At 44.5% G+C, this 25,309-nt stretch carries 20 protein-coding genes; 2 read left to right on the top strand and 18 right to left on the bottom strand.

All coding sequences use genetic code 11. The features are described from left to right. Window positions 1-44: 44 nt before the first annotated feature. The 4 genes from glmM to rlmE form a co-directional block, all read right to left on the bottom strand. A complete protein-coding gene (gene glmM / locus CXF82_RS21815; RefSeq protein ID WP_101089994.1) occupies window positions 45-1,382 on the bottom strand; it encodes a phosphoglucosamine mutase in 1,338 nt (445 codons plus the stop codon). Between the two features lie 83 nt (window positions 1,383-1,465). Continuing rightward, window positions 1,466-2,254 (bottom strand): dihydropteroate synthase, encoded by a 789-nt coding sequence (folP, locus tag CXF82_RS21820; protein ID WP_374702382.1) that lies wholly within the window; start codon window positions 2,252-2,254, stop codon window positions 1,466-1,468. A gap of 112 nt (window positions 2,255-2,366) precedes the next feature. Next, window positions 2,367-4,319, bottom strand: coding sequence for an ATP-dependent zinc metalloprotease FtsH (ftsH, locus tag CXF82_RS21825; protein WP_180961038.1), 1,953 nt, complete (start codon window positions 4,317-4,319; stop codon window positions 2,367-2,369). A 61-nt stretch (window positions 4,320-4,380) separates the two neighbouring features. Next, the gene (rlmE, locus tag CXF82_RS21830) at window positions 4,381-5,010 is read right to left on the bottom strand and encodes a 23S rRNA (uridine(2552)-2'-O)-methyltransferase RlmE (RefSeq protein WP_101089991.1); all 630 of its coding nucleotides are present in this window, start codon (window positions 5,008-5,010) and stop codon (window positions 4,381-4,383) included. Between the two features lie 91 nt (window positions 5,011-5,101). Between rlmE and yhbY the strand changes: the two genes are divergently transcribed. Continuing rightward, a complete protein-coding gene (gene yhbY / locus CXF82_RS21835) occupies window positions 5,102-5,401 on the top strand; it encodes a ribosome assembly RNA-binding protein YhbY (RefSeq protein ID WP_101089990.1) in 300 nt (99 codons plus the stop codon). 136 nt (window positions 5,402-5,537) lie between these two features. Here yhbY and secF read toward each other — a convergent pair whose 3' ends face one another. The 11 genes from secF to dnaK all read right to left on the bottom strand — a co-directional run bounded on the left by secF (window position 5,538) and on the right by dnaK (window position 20,324). Beyond that, entirely contained in the window at window positions 5,538-6,437 is a 900-nt protein-coding gene (secF, locus tag CXF82_RS21840; protein ID WP_101089989.1) for a protein translocase subunit SecF, read from the bottom strand. 1 nt (window position 6,438) lies between these two features. After that, on the bottom strand, window positions 6,439-8,253 hold the full coding sequence (gene secD / locus CXF82_RS21845) for a protein translocase subunit SecD (protein WP_102044935.1): 1,815 nt from the start codon (window positions 8,251-8,253) through the stop codon (window positions 6,439-6,441). 349 nt (window positions 8,254-8,602) lie between these two features. Beyond that, window positions 8,603-9,118 (bottom strand): hypothetical protein, encoded by a 516-nt coding sequence (locus tag CXF82_RS21850; protein WP_257982845.1) that lies wholly within the window; start codon window positions 9,116-9,118, stop codon window positions 8,603-8,605. Between the two features lie 147 nt (window positions 9,119-9,265). Then, a complete protein-coding gene (gene greA, locus CXF82_RS21855; RefSeq protein WP_101089987.1) occupies window positions 9,266-9,742 on the bottom strand; it encodes a transcription elongation factor GreA in 477 nt (158 codons plus the stop codon). Between the two features lie 367 nt (window positions 9,743-10,109). After that, window positions 10,110-13,331, bottom strand: coding sequence for a carbamoyl-phosphate synthase large subunit (gene carB / locus CXF82_RS21860; protein ID WP_101089986.1), 3,222 nt, complete (start codon window positions 13,329-13,331; stop codon window positions 10,110-10,112). Between the two features lie 28 nt (window positions 13,332-13,359). Further along, on the bottom strand, window positions 13,360-14,532 hold the full coding sequence (gene carA / locus CXF82_RS21865; protein WP_101090038.1) for a glutamine-hydrolyzing carbamoyl-phosphate synthase small subunit: 1,173 nt from the start codon (window positions 14,530-14,532) through the stop codon (window positions 13,360-13,362). 175 nt (window positions 14,533-14,707) lie between these two features. Continuing rightward, on the bottom strand, window positions 14,708-15,523 hold the full coding sequence (dapB, locus tag CXF82_RS21870) for a 4-hydroxy-tetrahydrodipicolinate reductase (RefSeq protein WP_101089985.1): 816 nt from the start codon (window positions 15,521-15,523) through the stop codon (window positions 14,708-14,710). 63 nt (window positions 15,524-15,586) lie between these two features. Then, complete coding sequence (locus tag CXF82_RS21875) at window positions 15,587-16,204, bottom strand: BamJ family beta-barrel-assembly machinery protein (protein WP_101089984.1); 618 nt, start codon at window positions 16,202-16,204, stop codon at window positions 15,587-15,589. Between the two features lie 82 nt (window positions 16,205-16,286). Then, window positions 16,287-17,087, bottom strand: a complete 801-nt coding sequence (locus CXF82_RS21880; RefSeq protein ID WP_102044936.1) for a M48 family metallopeptidase — start codon at window positions 17,085-17,087, stop codon at window positions 16,287-16,289. An 88-nt stretch (window positions 17,088-17,175) separates the two neighbouring features. Beyond that, entirely contained in the window at window positions 17,176-18,309 is a 1,134-nt protein-coding gene (gene dnaJ, locus CXF82_RS21885; protein ID WP_101089982.1) for a molecular chaperone DnaJ, read from the bottom strand. Window positions 18,310-18,398: 89 nt separating this feature from the next. Next, window positions 18,399-20,324, bottom strand: a complete 1,926-nt coding sequence (gene dnaK, locus CXF82_RS21890) for a molecular chaperone DnaK (protein ID WP_102038813.1) — start codon at window positions 20,322-20,324, stop codon at window positions 18,399-18,401. A 301-nt stretch (window positions 20,325-20,625) separates the two neighbouring features. Between dnaK and CXF82_RS21895 the strand changes: the two genes are divergently transcribed. Further along, on the top strand, window positions 20,626-21,543 hold the full coding sequence (locus CXF82_RS21895) for a DMT family transporter (protein WP_101089980.1): 918 nt from the start codon (window positions 20,626-20,628) through the stop codon (window positions 21,541-21,543). 97 nt (window positions 21,544-21,640) lie between these two features. Here CXF82_RS21895 and CXF82_RS21900 read toward each other — a convergent pair whose 3' ends face one another. The 3 genes from CXF82_RS21900 to proB all read right to left on the bottom strand — a co-directional run bounded on the left by CXF82_RS21900 (window position 21,641) and on the right by proB (window position 24,969). Beyond that, a complete protein-coding gene (locus CXF82_RS21900) occupies window positions 21,641-22,300 on the bottom strand; it encodes a hypothetical protein (protein ID WP_102044937.1) in 660 nt (219 codons plus the stop codon). A gap of 285 nt (window positions 22,301-22,585) precedes the next feature. Next, window positions 22,586-23,854 (bottom strand): glutamate-5-semialdehyde dehydrogenase, encoded by a 1,269-nt coding sequence (locus CXF82_RS21905; RefSeq protein ID WP_102044938.1) that lies wholly within the window; start codon window positions 23,852-23,854, stop codon window positions 22,586-22,588. Next, window positions 23,851-24,969, bottom strand: a complete 1,119-nt coding sequence (gene proB, locus CXF82_RS21910) for a glutamate 5-kinase (protein ID WP_102044939.1) — start codon at window positions 24,967-24,969, stop codon at window positions 23,851-23,853. The genes CXF82_RS21905 and proB overlap by 4 nt, the downstream gene beginning before the upstream one ends. Window positions 24,970-25,309: the final 340 nt, after the last annotated feature.

Below are 25,309 nucleotides of genomic sequence, written 5' to 3' on the forward strand. Positions count from 1 at the left end.
AAACAGCTTTATCAACGTTTATGCGCTCAAACTCAGTTGAACATTTAGACTAAGTTGCGAACTGCATCAGCAATTTCATTAGCAAATTTGGTCACATCATTTTCATCATCACCTTCAACCATCACTCGAAGCAAAGGTTCAGTGCCTGATTTACGCAATAATACTCGACCTCTAGCGCCAAGTTTTCGTTCAACTTCAACTTTAGCGGCTAACACTTCAGCGGACGTTAATGGGTCATCAGCACCCTCAAAGCGCACATTGACCAACACTTGAGGCAGCATGGTAATACCGACGGTTAAGTCCTCTAGGTTGGCATTTTGACGACGCATGGCAGCAAGGACCAAGATCCCCGCTACAATACCATCACCCGTTGTACCATGATCTAAGTTTAAAATATGGCCAGAATTCTCCCCCCCGATACGCCAATCGTGCTCTTTGAGCAGTTCCATTACGTAGCGGTCGCCCACTTTTGAACGAACAAACGGAATATCGAGCGCTTGAAGAGCAAGATCTAAGCCTAAGTTAGACATCAATGTTCCGACAACTCCCCCCCGCAGTACACCGCGCTTTTGCGCATCACAAGCCAAGATGTAGAGAATTTCATCGCCATCAATCACTCGTCCATGGCGGTTAACCATCATGATCCGGTCACCGTCACCATCGAGTGCAATACCAAGGTCGGCATTTTCTGCCAGTACAGTTTCGCAAATTTTAGCCGTTGAGGTTGCGCCCACATTATCATTAATGTTCAAGCCATTTGGCTTATCACCAATGGCGACAACTTCAGCACCGAGTTCTTTAAATACACTAGGGGCGATGTGGTACGTTGCGCCATGAGCACAATCGACAACAATTTTTAAGCCACTTAATGTTTGTTCTGCTGGGAAATGACTTTTACAATATTCGATATAACGACCCGCGGCGTCATCGATACGAGAAACTTTGCCTAAAAGGTGTGACTCTACACAGGTTAATGGCTTTTCCAATTCTGCTTCGATTTCGAGTTCTACCGCATCATCAAGTTTGCTGCCATCGGTATAGAAAAACTTAATGCCATTATCATAATAAGGATTATGTGATGCACTAATCACAATGCCAGCTTCTGCACGGAATGTTCGCGTCAAATAAGCAACGGCAGGTGTTGGCATTGGACCTATCAGCATGACATCAAGGCCTGCGGCTGAAAGCCCAGCCTCGAGTGCTGATTCAAATAGATAACCAGAAATGCGGGTGTCTTTACCTATAATCACTTTATGCGTACCCGTTCGGGATAACACTCTTCCTGCAGCCCAGCCCAGCTTAAGCGCTAACTCAGGGGTCATTTTGCCCGCACCTACTTTACCGCGAATACCGTCAGTACCAAAAAATTGTCTTTGTTTCACGAAAACTCCAAAATTAATAACGGTGGGTAGAAAGGAATGCCCAGATCCTACCCAATCATACTTCATTTAGGCTAAGCGAGTGCTCAGCCTAAATCCTTGTAATTTTTTGTTGCACTTAACACAGCCATCATGTCGGCGGTTTCTTGTACATCATGCACTCGCACAATACTTGCGCCCGCCTGTACTGCCAACATATTAGCAGCAAGGGAGGCACTTAGTCTTTGTGACACTTCACGATTAAGTAGTTGCCCAAACATGCTTTTTCGAGACATTCCAGCCAAAATTGGCAGCTCAAATGTACTCAATTCAGCTAAACGCTGCAGTATCTCGTAATTATGCGCTAATGACTTGCCAAAACCAAATCCTGGATCGAGCACAATATTCGCTCGTTTGACTCCCGCTTGAAGACAAGCCTCAATACGCCACTCAAAAAACTGAGCAATATCCTTAACAACGTCTTCATAAACTGGCGCTTGTTGCATGGTTCGAGGTTGACCTTGCATATGCATTAGGCAAACAGGGACGCCAAGCTCAGCTGCCGCCACTAATGCACCAGGTTCTTGCAGTGCCCGAACATCATTAATCAGGTGCGCCCCCGCAGCAACTGCGGCTCTCATTACCACAGGCTTGCTAGTATCGATTGAGATCCATACATTATGAGTTTTAGCGACATACTCTATCAGCGGAATAACTCGGTCGAGCTCATCAGCTTCAGAGACATCCTTAGCCCCCGGTCTTGTAGACTCGCCACCAATATCAATAAAAGTCGCCCCTTGAGCAACCATAGTATCGGCTTGATGGCAGGCGCTCGCTATTGAGGCGAACTCGCCACCGTCAGAAAAAGAATCTGGGGTAACATTAAGGATCCCCATAATCACGGCAGTGGATAAATCTAACGCTTTATCACCACTAGTTAATATCGACAAAATAAAGCTCCATAAACAAGAAAACCCCATAAAGGGGTCTTCTAAAATTGTCTAAAGATTACTTAGCAGGTGATTCGTCCGCATCACTTACATCCGTTTGACTATCTTCAGTATCCTTAACATCTTCTTTCTTTTCAGAAGAAGCGTCATTACTGTCATTATCCTTAGACTGCTTATCTTTTTCCCATTCAGCAGGTAAACGCACTTCACGACGTTTCATCAAATCATCAATTTGATTCGAGTCTATCGTTTCATACTTCATCAGCGCATCTTTCATCGCATGAAGGATGTCCATATTCTCGGTAAGATACACTTGCGCTCTATCGTAGTTAGACGATATCAGCAGCTTAACTTCAGCATCGATAATACGCGCAGTGTCATCTGACATATGTTGCGACTTACCCATGCTGCGTCCAAGGAAGACTTCATTCTCATCTTCAGCATAGAGTACTGGGCCTAACTTGTCAGAGAAGCCCCACTGGGTCACCATATTACGTGCTATTGATGTCGCATATTTAATATCCTGCGAAGCACCCGTAGACACTTTCTGGCTACCGTAGATAATCTCTTCGGCTAAACGACCACCATAGGCAACTGAAATCTGGCTTTCTAGTTTCTGTCTGCTTTGGCTAATAGCATCCGCTTCAGGCAAAAAGAAAGTCACACCCAACGCTCGACCGCGTGGAATAATAGTCACCTTATGCACAGGATCATGCTCTGGCACTAAACAACCGACAATCGCATGACCTGCTTCATGGTAAGCGGTCATCTCTTTTTCAGCTTCAGACATCACCATAGTGCGGCGCTCTGCACCCATCATGATCTTGTCTTTAGCACTTTCGAACTCTTCCATGCCCACGACGCGGCGACTGTTACGAGCTGCAAATAATGCCGCTTCGTTCACAAGGTTAGCAAGGTCTGCACCAGAGAAACCTGGCGTACCACGAGCAATAACACTTGCCTTAACACCGTCAGCCAATGGCACTTTGCGCATATGGACTTTAAGAATTTGCTCACGACCACGAACGTCAGGCAGACCCACAACAACTTGACGGTCAAAACGACCTGGACGTAGTAACGCTGCATCTAACACGTCTGGACGGTTAGTCGCGGCGATGACAATGACGCCTTCGTTGCCTTCAAAACCATCCATTTCAACCAGTAGTTGGTTCAATGTTTGCTCACGTTCATCATGACCACCACCAACACCCGCACCACGCTGGCGACCTACGGCATCAATTTCATCAATGAAGATAATGCAGGGAGCAGACTTTTTAGCTTGCTCAAACATGTCACGGACTCGAGATGCACCAACACCCACAAACATTTCAACGAAGTCTGAACCTGAAATGGTAAAGAAAGGCACTTTAGCTTCACCCGCAATGGCTTTAGCAATTAGCGTCTTACCGGTACCTGGTGGGCCAACAAGTAACACACCAGTAGGAATTCGTCCGCCTAACTTTTGGAAACGCGTTGGCTCTTTTAAGTAATCAACCAATTCTTTAACGTCTTCTTTCGCTTCGTCACAACCAGCAACGTCAGCAAAAGTCGTTTTAATTTGGTCTTCGCTCATCAATTTGGCTTTACTCTTACCAAATGACATTGCGCCTTTACCACCACCGCCTTGCATCTGACGCATGAAGAAAATCCATACCCCGATAAGCAGCAGCATAGGGAACCAAGAGATAAAGATTTGAGTTAAGAAACCCGACTCTTCTGCTTCTTGTCCTTTCATCATAATGCCTTTACGGGCTAGATCATTGATCAAGTCAAGATCTGGCATTGGCATAATAGTGGTGAACTTCTCTCCAGTACGCTTTGTTCCTTCAATCGTACGTTGATCGCTTTTCACTTCGACAGTATTAATCTGCCCGTCACGAACATCGTCTAAAAAGGTAGAATAATCCATCTTCTGCTTGGTAGAAGAAGAGGGGGAATAGCCCTGAAACACTGCCATCAACACAACCGCGATGACAACCCAGAGAATTAAATTTTTAGCCATGTCACTCAAATTACTCGACCTCTTTTTAAAGTCTTTCGAAAACTAATGTTAGAGTACTTACGATAGATTACTATAACTTGTACCCCGTCGCCACAAGATAGACCTCACGTGATCGTGCTCGCGATGAATCCGGCTTACGTGTTTTAACGGTTTTAAATGCTTGTTTAACTAATTTCATGTACTCGTCAAAGCCCTCCCCCTGAAAGACTTTAACAGCAAAACAGCCATTAGGTGCCAAAACTTGATGGCACATATCTAATGCGAGTTCGACTAAATACATAGCACGAGGTTGATCGACCCCGCCAGTACCACTCATGTTTGGCGCCATATCAGATAATACGACATCCACTTTAGCATCACCAACTCGCGTCAGCAGCGCTTCAAGTACGTTCTCTTCGCGGAAATCACCTTGTAGGAAATCGACCCCAACAATCGGGTCCATAGGTAAAATATCGCACGCGATCACTTTACCTTTGTCGCCAGCAAGTTTAACAACCACTTGCGACCATCCTCCAGGTGCTGCGCCTAAATCGACCACAGTCATGCCGGATCGTATAAGTTTATCTTTCTCTTGGATCTCCTCTATCTTAAAGGCCGCTCGCGACCTAAAGCCGCGCTTTTGCGCTAACTTGACATAGTGATCATCGAAATGTTCTTGCATCCAGCGTGAAGAGCTGGCGGTTCGTTTTTTACCTGACATTTAAAATCCGCAACAATTGAGAGTTACACAAAGCATATATAAGGGTAGAATAGCGGCTTTTCAACAGTAACTCAGCATAAAGTTGGTATAAATGAACTTAACAACCAAACAAAAACAGCACTTAAAGGGCTTAGCGCATAATTTAAAGCCTGTAGTGATGCTTGGTGGCAACGGCCTGACTGAAGGTGTACTGGCTGAAATTGATAGTGCACTCTCTCATCATGAATTGATCAAAGTGAAAGTAGCCTCTGGTGACAGAGAGCTTAAAAATGCAATCGTCGACGCCATCGTACGTGAAACCCAAGCTGAAAAAATACAGCTTATCGGTCACGTCTTAGTACTGTTCCGACAGTCTGAAGAAATGAAAATTGCTGTGCCTAAGGCAAAGTAATTAGCAAAGTAATTAGCAAAGTAATTAGCAAAGTAATTAGCAAAGTAATTAGCAAAGTTTCTTTTAAAAAAGAAAAGTTTGCAAGATAAATAAAAAAAGCCGCTGATTATTCAGCGGCTTTTTTTTGTGTGTTTTTTTATGGAGCGTCACATATAGGCTTTACTTTATAATGCTCGGAGTTAACTTTCAGCAACTCAGGCAAGCTGGTCCCGATAGAAATTGACGAGAAGGTACCAATCACAATGCCAAGAAACATTGCTATTGAAAAACTCTCTAAAGGGCCACCGCCCATTATCCACAATGCAGAAACGGTGATTAATGTTGTGCCACTCGTCACCATGGTGCGAGAGAATGTCGCCTGTACCGCTCGACTGCATACCGCTTCAACCGCCATTTTAGGCTTAGAGGTTAATAGCTCTCTGATCCGGTCTGCGATAATAATTGAGTCATTTAGCGAATACCCCAAAATAGCTAACACTGCTGCGAGTACAGTAAGGTTAAACTCCATCTGAGTTAACGCAAAGAATGCCAAGACAAAAGCCACGTCATGAAATAGTGCCAATAGTGCACCACTGGCAAGACGCCATTCAAAACGAAAACTTAGATAGCCGAGGATACATAACATCGCAACCAAAAGTGCTAAGCCTCCCTGCTCTGCTAACTCTTGGCCTATTTGCGGCCCAACGATACTCGAATTGAGCACTTCTATATTATGAGTCAATGGCGCCAGAACACGGGTGATACTCGAACTAGATTCAGCGTTAACTTGGCTATATCTCAGCACCCAACGTCCAGCTTCACCCGCCGAAATAACACTCACATCTTGATCTGAGTGTTGCGCTAGTAGCTCACTTATCTGAGCGGCCTTGATATTGCTATCAAGCTTCACCTCTGTAACCACACCGCCGGTGAAGTCTAAACCCCAATTAAAACCATTAACCAAGATAATTCCGACGGAGCAGAACATTATCACTAAAGACATTAGGCTAGATAAGTAGCGCGCTTTAGTTAACTTACTCAATTTTTTAAAATTCATATTACACCTTCACATCGCGACTAAAATCGCGTCCATAAACCCAATTAACTAATGCTCTTGAAGCAAAAATACCGGTGAACATACTCGTTAATAACCCCAGCCCTAAGGTCAAAGCAAACCCTTGAATAGGACCATTACCGATTGAGTACAACACTATAGCGGTGATCATCGTGGTAAAATTGGCATCTATAATGGTGGACAAAGCGCTGTCAAAGCCTCTATCAATCGCATGCGCAAAGCTCTTCCCCTCTTTTAACTTATCTTTAATCCTTTCAAAAATAAGTACATTGGTATCAACCGCCATACCAACCGTTAATACCAGTCCCGCAATACCGGGTAAGGTCAACACTGCCCCAGGGATCAACGCTAACAGGCCAAATAGCAAAACCATGTTTGCAACTAACGCAATATTTGCTATCCAACCGAGTCGACGATACCAAAGCCCCATAAATAACAAGGTAAACGCCATTCCTAAAGCAAGTGCCGAAAAGCCATTAGTAATGTTTTCTTCGCCTAAGCTCGGGCCAATAGTACGCTCCTCAACGATAGTCACTGGCGCAGTCATAGAGCCTGCTCGAAGTAATAAAGCCAGCTGCTGTGCACTGGCATAGTCACCCGCACCCGTAATGCTAAAACGATCACTGAGCTGAGACTGAATCGTTGCTACACTAATCACTTCTGTGGTTTGCCTTATCTGGCCTTTATCATCTCGGCTATATTCACTGTATGAGGTCGCCATTGGTTTGCCGATATTGTCACGAGAGAAGTTCGACATGATTTTTCCACCTTCACGATCGAGGTGAATAACGACTTCCGGTAAGCCCATTTCACCTAAAGATGCCCTAGCATCAATGATGTGCTCGCCACCTAAAACTGGCTTCCTTGCCACATAGACTGGTGCTTTCTGCTCATCAAATAACACTTTGGCATTCACAGAGCCCGGTTGCATAACCTGATAAAAGGCTAGGCTCGCCGTTGCGCCAATGACCGATTTAGCCGCCGCTGGATCTTGCACACCTGGCAGCTCAATTCTTATGCGGTGCTCGCCTTGACGCTGCACAACAGCTTCAGTTATCCCGAGCTGCTCAATACGACTGCGCATAATTTGCAGATTTTGTTTTACGATCAAATCGCGAATATTAATTTTTTCACTCGCTAATAGATCCACATTAAGCGCACTATCACCCGCATTCGTTACCTGCCAATTTGGATATTGCTGCTTAACGAATTGTCTTAGCGCCTGCCTTTGGTTTGGATCTGAGACTGAGATGTTTACCTTTCCACTCGAGTGTTGCTGGACCTTGGCGCCATAAAGAGACTCCCCGCGAATAAATTGCCTCACTGATTCAACAAGAGCGTCGTAATGCACTGTGTAAACAGGTTCAATTTCTACATCAAGTAAGAACTGCACTCCACCTCTAAGATCTAAGCCAAGTTTAATTGGCGAAAAGCCTAGAGATAGCAACCAATTGGGTGCATCAGGTGCCAGTGTTAGAGTCAACTCTGAAGGATCTGCAACTTGCTCGGAGAGCATCGTTTTAAGCTGGGACTGCTGCGAGTTATCATCGAGTACGATCAGTGTTTCCCCCTTAGCTTGGTCAATACGTTTGACGTTAACGCCCTGGGACTCCAGCAAATGGTGTAACGCTAAAGAGTTAACTTTTAGACCCGCTTTCGCACCGATTTGCACGGCGGCATCTTCACCATAAAAAGTGGGCAATGCACTGAATAACATAATGATAATGGTGACTAGTAACAGCACATACTTCCATGCACTGTAATGATTTAAAATCGTCGATTTGTTATTTTCTCTCATATTGTCTTGCTCTTTATATTCACTAGTAACGCGATAAATATTGGCAGTTATCCCAGTAGGTACTGGCAAATGCAATATTGCTTTATTAGCTATCGAGAGAGTGATTGAGTCCAAGCTTACTTGGCATCAAATTCCAATATAAAAATCAGACGCGGATATATAATCGACATAAAACGTCAATTTCAAACGTCTAAAACAGATATTGATGACAATTAGGCAACAAAGGACAAATACAGTTTCACCAGTGACCGCTCACATCTATTCACGATGGAGCGCTAAGTGTAAATTTGACTTTGGAATAACTGCTAGCAACCGTTCTCGATAGTTAAGCCAACGGGCTTATCGATACTTAGCTAAGGGAGCGGGAGTGAGAAAAACGGTACAGTAAATTAGATTCTTTCCATGCAGAAAGTCGATGAGAAGCGCTTTCAATATGCAGCAACCAATCCACGGTAGGCTTGACATCTATTCGATATCCAACAGTTAAAGAAGGGATCGGGGGGGATAAAAACTCAAAGGCTAACAGATAGCTTGGACGATTTCGTAGCGGATCGTGTTGCGAAAAACTGATAAAACGTTGCGACACCAACGGGGCATATTCAGAGCCGTCGCCTTCAGTCTGCTTGGCTTGCTTGTTTTGAAACCTTAAAAGCATATTGCTGGATAGATTATGCAACTGCTGGCTATCTGGAGCGATCGAAGTGTGACTATAAAATCCAAGCGCCACTTCAGACAGAGTAAGATCTAAAGTAACAAAGCCGATGTCATTATTTTGATTTGGCACTGATGCACTCGCAGACATAGGAGTGAGAAATAATCCCCCTATGAATAGCAAAATGAATCCAAACCGCCAAAATAACTGCACTATTTTTTGCCTATATTCAGGTATATCTATTAAGATTTATATACTAAGCGTAGCGCTCAGCTTATACAAACTTTTAATAGCATCACAATAAAAATCTCATAAAAAAACCGCTAAACAGCGGTTTTCTTTAATATCTAATCAATTAAGTTAGATATATTGGACTTTAATAATTTCAAAGTCGTTGGTACCACCGGGTGTAGTGATCGAGATTTCATCATCAACACTCTTACCAACCAAACCACGTGCGATAGGTGAGCTCACTGAAAGTAAATTCTCTTTCACATTAGCTTCATCTTCACCCACGATGCGATAGGTCACTTCTTCATCAGTATCGACGTTTAAGATCGTCACTGTAGTACCGAAAATAACTCGACCTGTATTAGGCATGTCCGTCACATCAATAACTTGTGCATGAGACAGTTTACCTTCGATATCACGAACTCGAGCTTCACATAGCCCTTGCTCTTCTCGAGCAGCGTGGTATTCAGCGTTTTCTTTCAAATCGCCTAGCTCACGCGCTTCACCGATTGCTTGTGCAATTTTCGGACGACGGTCAAATTTCAAAATCTCTAATTCTTTACGTAGTCGTTCAGCACCGACGACTGTCATTGGAACCTTACTCATAAGCTTCTTTCGTCTCCTTTAAAACAAAAGCAGTCCTCGCTGACGGGTCAATTTGTCAACGTGGCAATAATCTGTGGAATTGCGCTATTGTAAACGCTGAGGGCAAAAGTTGCACCTGCAGAATTTATAGAGCTTACTCAACCTTGGCAATACTTACTAGCAAAGTCAGATAAATCTTTATTAATCGAGAGTCCGTTCACCTAATTTGCACCTTTACTTCTACCTCAGCTTTATTCGCCTGCAGTGAGCGCTAGTAACATAGAAGTTGTACCGGGGTTTCTATCCATATCTATCGTTTCGGTATAATCCCGTAAATAAATCATAAAAAAGGCCGCAAAAAATGCGGCCTTTTTTGCATCACTTAAATTTACTTAGTAATACGTTTATGTAGCTCTTGCACTGACGTCACATTTGAACGGGAATCGGCAGCATGCGCCATACACGTTGCAAATGCAGCATTCAATGTCGTGGTGTAATTCACTTTATAGCGCAGTGCACCGCGGCGAAGTTGACGTGAATCTTCAATCGCCTTACGACCTTCAGTGGTATTAACAATGTAGGTATATTCGCCATTCTTAATACGGTCAAGAATATGCGGACGACCTTCGTGTACCTTGTTCACTAGACGTGGGTTAATACCCGCTTCGCCTAAAATAACTGCAGTACCGTGAGTCGCATCAATTTCATAACCCAGCTCAATCAACTTAGCGGCTAAATCGGCAACGCGCGCTTTATCACTGTTACGAACAGACAATAATGCGCGGCCTGATTTTGGCACTTCACACGTCGCACCAAGCTGCGCTTTAGCATAAGCTTCGGCAAACGAGTCACCCACACCCATCACTTCACCGGTAGAGCGCATTTCAGGGCCGAGCAATGGGTCAACACCAGGGAACTTGTTAAACGGCAATACCACTTCTTTTACAGAGAAAAACGGTGGGATCACTTCCTCAGTAATATTCTGTGACTTAAGGCTTTGACCCGCCATAACACGTGCCGCAATCTTGGCTAACGGGACGCCTGTCGCTTTCGATACAAAAGGAACGGTACGCGCTGCACGAGGATTAACTTCAATCATGTAGATTTCGTCATCTTTGATGGCAAACTGTACGTTCATCAAACCGATAACGCCAAGTTCCATGGCTAACTTACCCACTTGCACACGCATACGATCTTGAATATCTTGGCTCAAGCTATATGGAGGTAAAGAACAACCAGAGTCACCAGAGTGAACGCCCGCTTGCTCGATATGTTCCATGATAGAACCGATAACTACAGTTTCACCGTCACAAATTGCATCGATATCGACTTCAATCGCATTATCAAGGAATCTGTCTAGCAATACTGGTGATGCATTTGAAACACTCACTGCTTCATTGAAATAACGACGCAAATCTTGTTCATCATAAACAATCTCCATTGCGCGGCCACCCAATACATAAGATGGACGAACCACTAATGGATAACCGATACGCTCGCCAGAGATCACAGCGCCTTCAACGGTCGTTACCGTATCATTTTCAGGTTGCTTCATGTTTAAACGCACAATCGCTTGCTGGAAACGTTCGCGGTCTTCAGCACGGTCAATGGCATCTGGACTGGTACCAATAATGGGTACGCCAGCGGCTTCAAGATCACGGGCTAACTTAAGCGGTGTTTGACCACCGTACTGCACGATAACGCCTTTTGGCTTCTCGATACGCACGATTTCAAGTACATCTTCAAAAGTAATAGACTCAAAATACAGACGATCTGAAGTGTCGTAATCGGTAGATACCGTTTCAGGGTTACAGTTAACCATGATGGTCTCGTAACCGTCTTCACGTAACGCTAACGCCGCGTGTACACAACAGTAATCAAATTCAATACCTTGACCGATTCGGTTAGGTCCGCCGCCCAATATCATGATTTTTTCACGATTTGATGGGTTAGCTTCGCACTCTTCTTCATAAGTTGAGTACATGTATGCGGTATCGGTTGCAAACTCAGCGGCGCAAGTATCAACACGCTTGTAAACCGGATGAATTTCAAAACGAGTACGTAATTTACGCACTTCAGTCTCGCTAACACCGGCAAGCGCTGCTAAGCGCGAATCGGCAAAACCCTTGCGTTTAAGCTTACGTAAAGTATCTTTGTCTAAACCCGCAAAGCCCGCTTCGGCAACTTGTGTTTCAGACTTAAGTAAGTCTTCAATTTGCACTAGGAACCAAGGGTCAACATTGGTTAAACCAAAGATATCCTCAACCGACAAACCTAAACGGAATGCATCAGCAATATACCAAATACGCTCTGCACCAGGTTCTTTTAGCTCATGACGAATACGCGACATAGCATCAGGTTCAGTGATATCAATCTCTGGACAAAGACCGTTTTTACCAACTTCAAGACCACGTAGTGCTTTTTGCAGTGACTCTTGGAAAGTACGGCCAATCGCCATCACTTCACCGACTGACTTCATCTGTGTTGTTAGACGGTCATTAGCACCGGCAAACTTTTCGAAGTTAAAGCGGGGTAATTTAGTCACAACGTAATCAATTGCAGGTTCAAAAGATGCTGGCGTAGCACCACCTGTAATGTCGTTGCTTAGCTCGTCTAACGTATAGCCAATCGCCAACTTGGCAGCGATTTTAGCGATAGGGAAACCTGTCGCTTTAGACGCTAATGCAGATGAGCGCGATACACGTGGGTTCATCTCGATGATAACCATACGGCCATCTTCAGGGTTGATACCAAACTGTACGTTAGAACCACCGGTTTCAACACCAATCTCACGTAGCACTGCAAGTGATGCATTACGCATCAATTGGTACTCTTTGTCAGTTAAGGTTTGTGCTGGAGCAACGGTGATGGAATCACCGGTGTGCACACCCATTGGGTCGAAGTTTTCAATGGCACAGACAATGATACAGTTATCATTACGGTCACGTACCACTTCCATTTCGTACTCTTTCCAACCAATCAAAGATTCGTCGATAAGCAGTTCGCTGGTCGGAGAAAGATCCAGACCTTGAGAACAGATATCTTCAAATTCTTCTTTGTTGTACGCGATGCCGCCACCGCTGCCGCCCATGGTGAATGATGGGCGAATAATACATGGATAGCCGACTTCTGCTAATACAGCGCGAGCTTCATCCATATTATGAGCGATACCGGCACGAGGACATTCAAGTCCAATCGACTTCATCGCCTTATCAAAACGGCTGCGGTCTTCCGCTTTATCGATTGCATCGGCTGTAGCGCCAATCATATCGACATTGAACTCTTTTAGTACGCCACGGCTTTCAAGCTCGAGAGCACAGTTAAGTGCAGTCTGGCCACCCATTGTTGGTAAGATCGCATCTGGGCGCTCTTTAGCAATAATGTTGCGTACTACTTCCCAGTGAATCGGCTCGATATAAGTTGCATCGGCCATCTCTGGGTCAGTCATAATCGTTGCAGGGTTAGAGTTAACAAGAATAACTCGGTAACCCTCTTCGCGTAGGGCTTTACAGGCTTGAGCGCCTGAGTAGTCAAACTCACAGGCTTGGCCAATAACAATTGGTCCAGCCCCTAGGATAAGAATACTCTTTATATCGGTACGTTTTGGCATTGCTTAAATCTTCTCCCGGATGAGGTTACTACTTGGCGTTCTGGCGATACAGTTCAATCAAGTCAATGAAATGATTAAACAATGGCGCGGCATCATGTGGTCCAGGGCTTGCTTCAGGGTGACCCTGGAAGCTAAACGCTGGCTTATCAGTAAGGTGAATACCTTGCAAAGAACCATCAAACAGTGACTTGTGAGTCACTTTAATATTGGCTGGCAGTGTTGTTTCATCTGCAGCAAAACCGTGGTTTTGACTGGTGATCATTACATTGCCTTGCTCGATATTGCTCACTGGGTGGTTTGCACCGTGATGACCAAATTTCATTTTCAAGGTTTTAGCGCCTGAGGCTAATGCTAATAACTGGTGACCTAAACAGATACCAAAGACAGGAATTTCAGTCTTTAAAATCTCTTGAATCGCCGTAATTGCATAGTCACATGGTTCTGGGTCACCAGGACCATTTGATAGGAAAATCCCATCTGGGTTCATCGCTAACACTGTCGATGCAGGTGTTTGTGCCGGAACAACAGTGACGTCACAGCCACGGTCGACTAACATGCGCAAAATGTTACGCTTAACACCGTAATCATAAGCAACGACTTTATACTTAAGCTCTGCTTCAGTCTTATCTGACGGTAAACCGCCCACAAGACGCCAGCTACCGCTACGCCATTGATAGGCTTCAGTGGTGGTGACTTCTTTGGCTAAATCCATGCCTTTTAAACCAGGGAACGCTTTAGCAGCTGCTAGCGCCTTGGCTTCATCTAAGTCACCCACAAGAATACATCCTGCTTGGGCGCCTTTTTCTCGTAAAATACGAGTCAATTTACGGGTATCAATATCCGCAATACCAACGACGTTGTTGGCCTTTAAGTAGTCACTTAAAGATTGCTGATTTCGAAAATTACTTGCGGTAAGCGGCAAGTCTCGAATAATAAGACCACAAGCATGAACAGATGACGACTCAGTGTCTTCATCATTGGTGCCAGTATTACCGATATGTGGGTAAGTTAAGGTTACGATTTGACGTGAATACGATGGATCAGTCAAAATTTCTTGGTAACCAGTCATTGAAGTGTTAAATACCACTTCACCAACAGACATCCCTTCAGCACCAATTGCAGTGCCAGAAAAAACGGTTCCATCTTCAAGTACGAGTAAGGCAGACTTTGTCAACGCGACCTCCGGAAAGAGCCAAATCATTGAAATACAATGTTTTTTGTGTTTTTTTAAAATACCAACTTTCGATAAAATACGAAATTTTGACAAATTCCGCCGAGTTTATATGGAAAATGGGTATTCGTCTATAGCGGAACTGTGCTTTTAACAAAAATAACTGTTCGCGCAAAAAAAAACCGCTAATAGCGGTTTTTAATATTTATTGTTTTAGGCCAAGGACTTGCTGCATATCATAGAGCCCTTCGCCCTGAACGACCAACCAGGATGCAGCCCGCATCGCTCCATTAGCAAAGGTCATTCGACTCGATGCTTTATGGGTTATTTCGAGTCGCTCGCCAATATCGGCAAACATTGCAGTATGTTCACCAACGATATCGCCAGCGCGTATGGTCGAAAAACCAATGGTTTCTCTATCGCGCTCACCAGTGATCCCTTCTCTGCCATATACGGCACATTTATCCAGATCACGGCCTAACGTTTCAGCGATGACTTCACCCATTTTGAGTGCCGTCCCTGAAGGGGCGTCTTTCTTATAACGGTGGTGGCCTTCGATAATCTCGATATCACTATAATGACCCATCACTTCGGCAGCCACTTCAAGCAGCTTCCACATGAGGTTTACGCCGACAGCCATATTAGGCGCCATCACAATTGGCACTTGTTTAGAGTATGCTGAAATTTGCTCTTTTTGAGCATGATTGAATCCGGTTGTGCCGATAACAATAGCTTTGCCATTGTTAGCACACCAACCAGCATGGATGACACTAGCTTCAGGCGAAGTAAAGTCGATGAGCACATCAAAATCATCAACGGCCTTGTCTAGTGAGTCGGTAATCGCAACATTCATTGCGCCCACACCTGCAAGTTCTCCCGCGTCAACACCCATCAACGTAGAACCCGCACGCTCAATCGCAGCACCTAACAAAATGAGATCATTCTGTTTAGCCGCTTCAATAAGAGTACGTCCCATACGACCACTGCCGCCGGTAATAGCCACTCTTACTTTTTCAGTCATCTCGGTCACTCCTTACAAATGTCAAAAAAAAGCCTAAGTATTAACTTAGGCTTATTGGCTAACTTAGATAATATCTAACAATTCAACTTCGAATACCAAAGCTGAATACGGTGGAATTGAAGCACCCGCTCCACGCTCACCGTATGCTAGGTGATGCGGCACGAACAACTTCCACTTAGAACCGACAGGCATTAGTTGTAATGCTTCAGTCCAACCAGCGATAACGCCAGACACTGGAAATTCAGCAGGCTCGCCACGGGCAACTGAACTATCAAATATATTACCAGAGATGAAAGTACCGTGGTAATGAACACGTACAGTTGAATCATAATCAGGCTTGTCGCCATTACCTTCAGCAATAATTTCATACTGTAGGCCAGATTCAGTGGTCAATATTCCGTCACGTGCAGCGTTATCAACTAGGTACTTATCACCCTCTTCTGATGCAGCGGCAGCGGCAGCTTCTTGCACTTTCTGGATGCGTTGGCTGATTTCAGTAAATGCGACTTGCATATCTTGCATATCAACAATACTTTCTTTACCTTCAAAAGCGTCAGATAGACCCAATTGAGCAGCTGAAATATCGATACCCTCAAATGAGTTAGCAGCGAGTTGCTCACCTAGTTGACGACCAACACCGTAACTTGCTTGCTCTTCAATTGTACTGAACTTATCAGACATAATGATTATTCTCTTAATGATTCAATGAATTTTCGCGCGAAACCTTAGCATATTTTCTGTGATATAGCCCTAAAAAGCGCAGCTATTTTGGCCTTTGACAAGTATCTTTCACACTAACACGGTTAGCCTCATAAAGATGTTGAGCTTTAGCCTGCATTTCCTGTAATGATTCAATGCGCTGGCCATATGATGGGTGGGTAGATAGTAATTCAGGACCTTGTTCACCACCCGCTTTGGCCATATTACGCCACAGTGCTACACTTTCTGCAGGATTAAACCCTGCAGAAGCCATCAATTGTACCCCCATAATATCGGCTTCACTTTCTTGCTCTCGACCATAAGGCAACATATACCCCACTTGAATGCCTAAATCTAAGGCGGCCATATACCCCTCTTGATTTGAAACACCACCAACATCTAGAGCAAGATCCGCAAACTGCATTCCTATTCCAGTCATTTTCGCGCGCGATACTTGCTCATTGCTATGATTAGCCAGAACATGGGCAACTTCATGGCTAATAACCGTCGCCAATTGATCTTCATTGATGGCAACGTTGAGTAAGCCAGTGTAAACACCTATATGCCGACCAGGCAGTGCAAAGGCATTCACTTGTTTAGAGTCGAACACAATAACCTCCCAACGCTGACCTTGCTCTGGTAGCGCCCGTGTAATTCGAGCCGCCACACAATCAACAAATCGGTTCAGTTGAATATCATCGCTAATTTTTTCTGTCTTTTTAAGTTCAACAAAAGATGAGTCCCCTAGCTGCGACATCTCTTGAGCAGAAAACAGCAGTGTTTGATTTCGGCCTGTCGGGGAGTGATGCGTCGCGCAACCTGATATTAGCAATAAGGCGCTAACAATTAGGAGTAATCCTTTCATCGTGGGTTAAATCCATTATTTTTAAGTAAAAAAAAGCCTCGCTATGCGAGGCTTTAGTCGTTCTAAATCGGCCAGTCGATGACTTTTATTAGCTATTCAGATCTTGGAAAAACTTTTTAACACCGTCAAAAAAACCGTCAGCTTTAGGGCTATGTTTTTTTGATTCGCCAGTGAGTGTATCTTCGAATTCACGAAGTAACTCTTTCTGACGCTCATTAAGGTTAACCGGAGTTTCCATTACAACCTTGCATAACAAGTCACCAACAGCGTGACTGCGTACAGACTTAACGCCTTTACCGCGCATACGGAACATACGGCCTGTTTGCGTTTCGGTTGGGATTTTAAGATTAACCTTACCGTCTAATGTCGGTACTTCAATCTCGCCGCCCAACGCCGCCTTGCTAAATGAAATTGGCACTTCGCAATAAAGGTTATTGCCATCGCGCTGGAAAATAGCATGTTCACGTACACTGACCTGAACATATAGGTCACCAGCAGGTGCACCAAACTCACCCGCTTCGCCTTCGCCAGTTAAACGAATACGATCGCCGGTATCAACCCCTGCTGGGATCTTAACAGCCAAGGTTTTGCTCTTCTCAACACGACCTTCGCCATGACACTTATTACAAGGATCTTTAATGATCTTACCGCGACCATGACAAGTAGGACAAGCTTGCTGAACCGCAAAGAACCCTTGACGCATCTGCACTTGGCCTTGGCCATGACAGGTACCACAAGTGGTTGGTGATGAGCCTTTCTTAGCACCACTACCATTACAAGGTTCACACGCGACCAATGTTGGAATGCGCAGTTCTTTGCTTAAACCTTTAACCGCTTCTTCTAAAGACAGTTCAAGGTTGTAACGTAGATCGCTACCACGTGCAGCTTGACGTTGTCCGCCGCCGCCACGACGGCCACCACCGAAGATATCACCAAATACATCGCCAAACACGTCGCCAAAATCAGCACCGCCTTGACCGCCACCACCACGATTAGGATCAACACCAGCATGACCAAACTGATCATAGGCGGCTTTCTTATCGCTGTCGGTAAGGATTTCGTAAGCTTCTTTAACTTCTTTAAAGTTAGCTTCTGCTTCTTTATCACCTGGGTTGCGATCTGGGTGAAACTTCATTGCTAAACGCTTATAAGCTTTTTTCACTTCGCGTTCGCTGGCGTCACGTCCGACACCTAATACTTCGTAAAAATCTCGCTTTGACATAATCTCATGCTTTCTTTGCTGGAGTTACACGAACGGGCGTTAGAGTTTCCTCATAACGCCCGCTAGAATAAATTAGGAGTTATCCGGCATTATTTTTTGTCGTCTTTCACTTCTTCAAACTCAGCGTCAACAACATCATCAGCTGCGTGAGCGTCTTGTTGAGCTTCGTCTGCGCCTTCTGGTTGACCTTGCTGTGCTTGCGCTTTAGCTTGGGCAATTTCCATTAGCTTAGAAGAGGCTTCCATTAGCTCTTGAGTCGCTTTTTCAATCGCTTCTTTGTCATTGCCTTTAGTGGCAGTGTCAACAGCAGCCATTGCAGCTTCAATCTTCTCTTTTTCGTCAGCAGGTAATGCTTCACCGGCTTCTTCGATTTGCTTCTTCGTTGAGTGAACCATGCCATCGGCTTGGTTACGCGCAGTGACTAGCTCTTCGAACTTAGCATCTTCATCAGCGTGAGCTTCAGCATCACGAACCATTGCTTCAACTTCTTCATCACTTAGACCTGAAGAGGCTTTAATCGTAATGTTCTGTGCTTTGCCCGTTTTCTTGTCTGTCGCTGAGACATGCAAGATACCATCGGCATCAATATCGAAAGCAACTTCAACTTGTGGCATGCCACGTGGAGCTGGCTCAATACCTTCTAGGTTGAATTGACCTAGAGACTTGTTACCGCTTGATTGCTTACGCTCACCTTGAAGTACGTGAATAGTCACAGCACTTTGGTTGTCGTCAGCAGTCGAGAACGTTTGTGACGCTTTAGTCGGGATAGTGGTGTTCTTCTCGATAAGCTTAGTCATTACACTGCCCATAGTCTCAATACCTAGAGACAGTGGCGTAACGTCTAGTAGCAATACGTCTTTAACGTCGCCAGAAAGTACGCCCGCTTGAACAGCTGCGCCAATAGCAACAGCTTCATCAGGGTTAACATCTTGACGTAGCTCTTTACCAAAGAAAGCAGAAACTTCTGCACGTACTTTAGGCATACGAGTCTGACCACCAACAAGAATCACTTCGTTGACATCAGAAACTTTTAAGTCAGCATCTGCTAGAGCAACTTTTAGTGGCTCAAGCGTGCGAGTAATCAAGTCTTCAACCAGTGACTCAAGTTTTGCACGAGTGATCTTAACCACTAAATGCTTAGGACCTGTTGCATCAGCTGTGATGTAAGGCAGGTTAACTTCAGTTTGAGTAGTGCTTGAAAGCTCAATCTTCGCTTTTTCAGCAGCTTCTTTAAGACGCTGCATCGCTAGCGGATCGTTACGTAAATCAAGACCTTGTTCTTTTTTGAACTCATCCGCAAGATACTTAATCATACGGTTATCAAAATCTTCACCACCTAAGTGAGTGTCACCGTTAGTCGCAAGCACTTCGAAAGTCTGCTCGCCATCAACGCTGTCGATTTCAATGATAGAGATATCAAATGTACCACCACCTAGATCGTATACTGCAACGATGTTATCGCCTTGCTTCTTATCAATACCGTATGCAAGTGCAGCAGCAGTAGGCTCGTTGATAATACGCTTAACTTCTAGACCAGCAATACGGCCAGCATCTTTAGTTGCTTGACGCTGTGAATCGTTAAAGTATGCAGGAACAGTAATAACAGCTTCTGTGACTTCTTCACCTAAGAAATCTTCTGCTGTCTTCTTCATCTTCTTCAAGATTTCAGCAGAGATTTGTGGTGGAGCCATTTTCTTGCCTTGGGCTTCAACCCAAGCATCGCCGTTATCTGCGCCAACAATTTTGAATGGCATGATGTCAACGTCACGTTGAACTTCGTCATCTTTAAAACGACGACCAATAAGACGCTTAATAGCATATACGGTGTTCGTTGGGTTTGTTACAGCCTGACGCTTTGCAGGTTGGCCAACGAGAGTCTCATCTGCAGTGTATGCGATGATTGAGGGTGTAGTACGATCGCCTTCAGCATTTTCTAATACGCGCGCTTTGCCGCCATCTAATACTGCAACACAAGAGTTTGTTGTGCCTAAATCGATACCAATAATTCTACCCATGGAGTCCTCCGAAATATGTCTTAACTAAATTTGTTATCTGGTAATAGAAATGGGGTCAGACTGAATCGTTTTCAAGTCTTACATGTTGTCCATTTCGTCTCTTGGTTACCTATATTGGGACGTTTGAAACGAATACAAGGGAAAAATGTAAATTTTGTCATTTGATTACAAATTTTTGATCTCACACTCTGTTTAAACCCGTTACCGATGTATAATGCATACAATCGAAGAAAGTGTCGTTCAGTTTAACAAATGTGATAACTGAACAAATGAATGTAGTCTCGAAGTAGAGTGATTAAAATTGAAACAGTCCCATCAAGCATATGCTTTCGGCATAGGTGCGATATTGCTATGGTCAACCGTAGCGACGGCTTTTAAAATAGCCCTGACACATTACACCCCTTTACAGCTGGTATTTATTGCTGTTACGACCTCTATTGTGGCGCTCGGAACCATCCTGGTGGCACAAAATAAATTATCGCTGGTTAAGAAGCAATTTGTCAGCCGGCCACTGTTTTATTTACAAACCGGTTTGCTCAGCCCTTTCTTGTACTATTTAGTATTATTTAAAGCCTATGACCTATTACCCGCACAGCAAGCATTGTCGCTTAATTACACTTGGGCTATTTTGCTGCCTTTACTGTCAGTGCCTTTATTGGGGCAAAAGCTAAGAAAGAGTGATCTCGCTGCAGCCCTCGTTGCCTACTTGGGTGTATTTACCATTGCAACTAAAGGCAATTTGACAGGGTTTGAATTTGAAAGCACCACTGGAGTGGTTCTCGCGCTAACCAGTACGCTGCTGTGGTCTCTCTATTGGATCGTCAACACCAAAGATAAAGGTGACCCTGTGGTGAGCTTATTACTCAGCTTCCTTGTTGGGTTGCCATTTATTGTCACGGCACTGATGATGACGCAGACCCTGCCGACTTGGAATGTAGAAGGCATGTTAGCCGGTATGTATGTTGGTCTGTTTGAGATGGGTGTGACCTTTGTTCTGTGGCTTATTGCGTTGAAAAAAGCACTGCGGACCGCCAGCATTACCACACTGGTGTTTATCACTCCCGTGTTATCGATAGGCTTTATCGCTTGGATCTTGCATGAGAGTATCGAACGTTCGACTTATATAGGCTTAGGCTTGATCTTATCCGCTCTCGCACTACAGCAAGTACTTCCTAAGCTTGGCCAGTGGCGCAACAAAAAACGGGTGCCAGTGCAGTAACATCATCAGCCCCCTTTCAAATGAAGAATACAAAAACCGGCGACTATGCCGGTTTTTTATGGGTAACTCTATCGAACAGCGGTTGAATACCTTGCTGCTATAGCTTAACAACCACGATTTCACCGACGCCAACATCAACTGACAACGTTGACTCTCCGATCAAATTCTTGTTTGAATATGACTGGGCTACCAAGTTTTCTGTTACTGCTAAGTGCTTTCCCTGCTCCGAAATTGAAACTTCGCCGATACCAGAGCCAAGCTCTACCGTATTAAATAACGTTTGATGCTCAACTCTTGCACTACCGATCCCGAGCGCGATATCAATGTTACTAGACAAGCCCGTGACTTCAATGTCACCGATGCCGACCTCCAATGATAAAGCCGCTTGTTTTGGCAAATAGACTATCCATTGTTGCTCTATATTGTCTTGCTCACTTAGCGTTAAAGTAATTTCACTAACCGTGGCAGTGGATTCAATCGATACGGCATCCAGATCGGTATCGCCCCAGAAAAATAACCAGTTAGTGTCTGCGCCCTCAACGATGACTTCAATTTTTATCTCATCATTATCAGTGGCAATAAACTTTGCAGAACCAATGTCCATATCTAAATTAACTGACTGGCCGTTATAAGCATAAGTCTGGTTAAGCGTTCGTGTTTCTGCTGCTAAAATGCCCGTTGATACCATCGCCACTAAAAGACCCATTGATGCCAGAATGCCTGTTGCTCTTTTAGTCTTAGTTTTTATTATCGTCATGGTAAAATCCTTTTGATGTGATTCATTTTTACTACTAACAATGAATTGCAATCTGCAGGCCAACTTTAAACACGATATATATCAATAAGATAATAAAATAGAGATTCCATGTTTATTGTAACAGTAGTCTTATACACTAATTAATCGCTATTTTTACCCGTACTGCAGCGTATATAAATAGGTGAAAAAGATAAGCTATATGGAATAGAAGGGTTTATATGGCGCGCAATACCATTGAGGTAAATAAAAAGGCCGCATTAGCGGCCTTTAAAAACCAATGAGTGATTACCCTCTTACGGTGTAATCTCCCCAAGCTAACCACTTATAGGTTGTCAGCGCTTCAAGCCCCATTGGCCCACGAGCATGTAACTTTTGCGTGCTTACAGCAACTTCAGCTCCAAGGCCGAACTCACCGCCATCAGTAAATCGGGTACTTGCATTGACGTAAACAGCTGCAGAATCTACCGCGTTCATAAATTCACTTGCGGTATGAATATTGTCAGTCAAAATGCCTTCAGAGTGGCCACTTGAATATTGACGGATATGCGCAATGGCGTCATCAAGCGTGCCAACAACTTTTATCCCCAGATTTAACGACAACCATTCGGTTGAATAGGTCTCATCTGTGGCAGCTAGCACTTGTTGCTCGTGCATCGCCATAACAGCTTGAGTTTGCTCACAGCCATAAAAGCTAACACCTTGTGTTGCCAAGTGCTTGCATAAAGCCGGGATAAAACGCTGTGCATTTTGTTGGTGCACCAATACTGTGTCCAAGGCATTACACACCGTTGGGCGCTGTACTTTGGCGTTTTCTACAACGGCAATCGCTTTTTCTAGATTGGCCTCTGCATCAACAAAAAGGTGACAGATCCCGATGCCGCCTAAAATAACCGGAATAGTCGCTTGCTCAGCACATAAGCGTTGTAAATTTTGCCCGCCTCGCGGCACGATCATATCGACATATTTATCCAGCTTTAATAAGCCTGTTACCAAACTTCTATCGGGATTATCGATAAGCTGAACACTGTCTTCAGGTAGCCCTTGCTCAACCATTGCGCTGCGAATAACTTTGCACAATGCTCTGTTTGACGCCAAGGTTTCTTTGCCGCCACGCAGTATCACTGCATTACCGGTTTTTAATGCTAAGACGGCGATATCAACGGTGACGTTCGGCCGTGCCTCATAAATAACGCCTATAACTCCCAGTGGCACGCGACGACGAGATAAGCGCAGACCATTATCAAGCACTCGGCTATCAATCTCGCTACCTACTGGATCGGTTAACCCCATCACATTATCAATATCGGCAATGACGCTGAGTAACCTATGCTCATCCATTAACAATCGATCTATCATCGCTTCAGACAAGCCGTTAGCTTGTGCCTGTTCGACATCTTTTTGATTAGCAGCAATAATGTCAGACTTTGCATAGGTTAGCTTACTGGCGATACAACGTAATAAAGCCGTTTTTTGTACGCCTGTTAAGCTCGCTAACGCGTAGCTTGCCGTTTTTGCCTTTTGGCCTAGGCTGTTTAAAAATTCACTATTATTCATAACACCACCATATCGTTGCGATGAACCACTGCATCACCGTAATCATAACCGAGCACCGACTCGATGCTATCTGAATGTTTGCCCGCTATCAGGCTTAGATCTTTAGCACTATATCGACTCATCCCTTTCGCGCAGACTTTACCGCTGGTATCAGTAAGCTCAACAGTATCGCCTCGTTGGAACTGCCCTTTTATGCCAGTAATGCCCTTAGACAGCAGGCTTCTGCCTTTATGAGTGACCGCTTCCACCGCACCGGGATCCAGTATCAATTGTCCACGCGTAGCGGGGCCCGCAAGGATCCATTGCTTGCGACTTTCTAATGGATTTTCTAAGGCGGTAAAATGGGTACCCACGGGGATTGAACACACCACTTTCTGAATAACATCTTTATGATGTCCCGACGCAATCACCACCTCAACGCCTGCTCGCCTTGCAATATCAGCCGCTTCTAGCTTAGTCGCCATTCCGCCCGTACCAAGCCCTGAGACCGCTCCACCAGCAAGCATGCGCAGGCTGTCATCGATAGTATCAACTTGCGTGATTAACTTTGCATTGGGGTTTTTGCGAGGATCTGCGTCAAACAACCCTTTTTGGTCAGTCAATAAAATAAGTATGTCGGCATCACAAAGCAAAGCTGCTCTGGCCGATAGATTATCGTTATCACCGACTTTAATTTCAGCGGTTGCGACGGCATCATTTTCATTGATGATCGGGATTATGCCATGGGCTAACAGTGCATTTAACGAGTCTCTTGCATTAAGGTAGCGCTCCCTGTCGTGCAGATCTGCTCGGGTCAATAGCAGCTGGCCAACGTGTAAACCATAAATACTGAATAACTGAGACCATGCAAGGATCAATTGGCTTTGGCCAACGGCTGCCAATAATTGCTTACTCGCGATGGTATCGGGGAGTTCGGGGTAACCTAAGTGTTCTCTTCCTGCGGCGATAGCACCAGATGTACACAGTACAACCTCGACACCAGACTTCATCAAACTGGCCATTTGACGTGCAAGTTCAACTAAATGTGCTTTGTCTAACTTACGGCTGCCCGAGGTCAGCACACTCGTTCCCAGTTTTACCACCACACGGCGATAAGCAATCTCACTTAAGTTCATTATTATCTAGCTAAAATGCATTGAATAAACCTTATACCCAATCTCGGTTTGAATTGGTAGTGAGTACCCACAAAGAGCCGTAAATAAATAAGATGAATTGGATATATCTCATATTATTGGTATTTAACCTGCCATATATGGCCAAAAGAGACGTAAATGTTAAAGCTGGCAAAAAAGCCACGCATAGTGCGATTAAACTTATTGGCATTTTTATTTCTGGCCTATCTTGAGGCAGACGCTTGACCATCCGAGGGAAATACCGAGTTCGTCAAAGCTCATATCATGAGCTAAAGAAGCATAAAAAAATCCGAGACCTAGAGATAGGACTCGGATTCTTAAG

Origin of the sequence: Shewanella sp. GutDb-MelDb (genome assembly GCF_002836075.1) — a bacterium.
Lineage (GTDB): Bacteria > Pseudomonadota > Gammaproteobacteria > Enterobacterales > Shewanellaceae > Shewanella.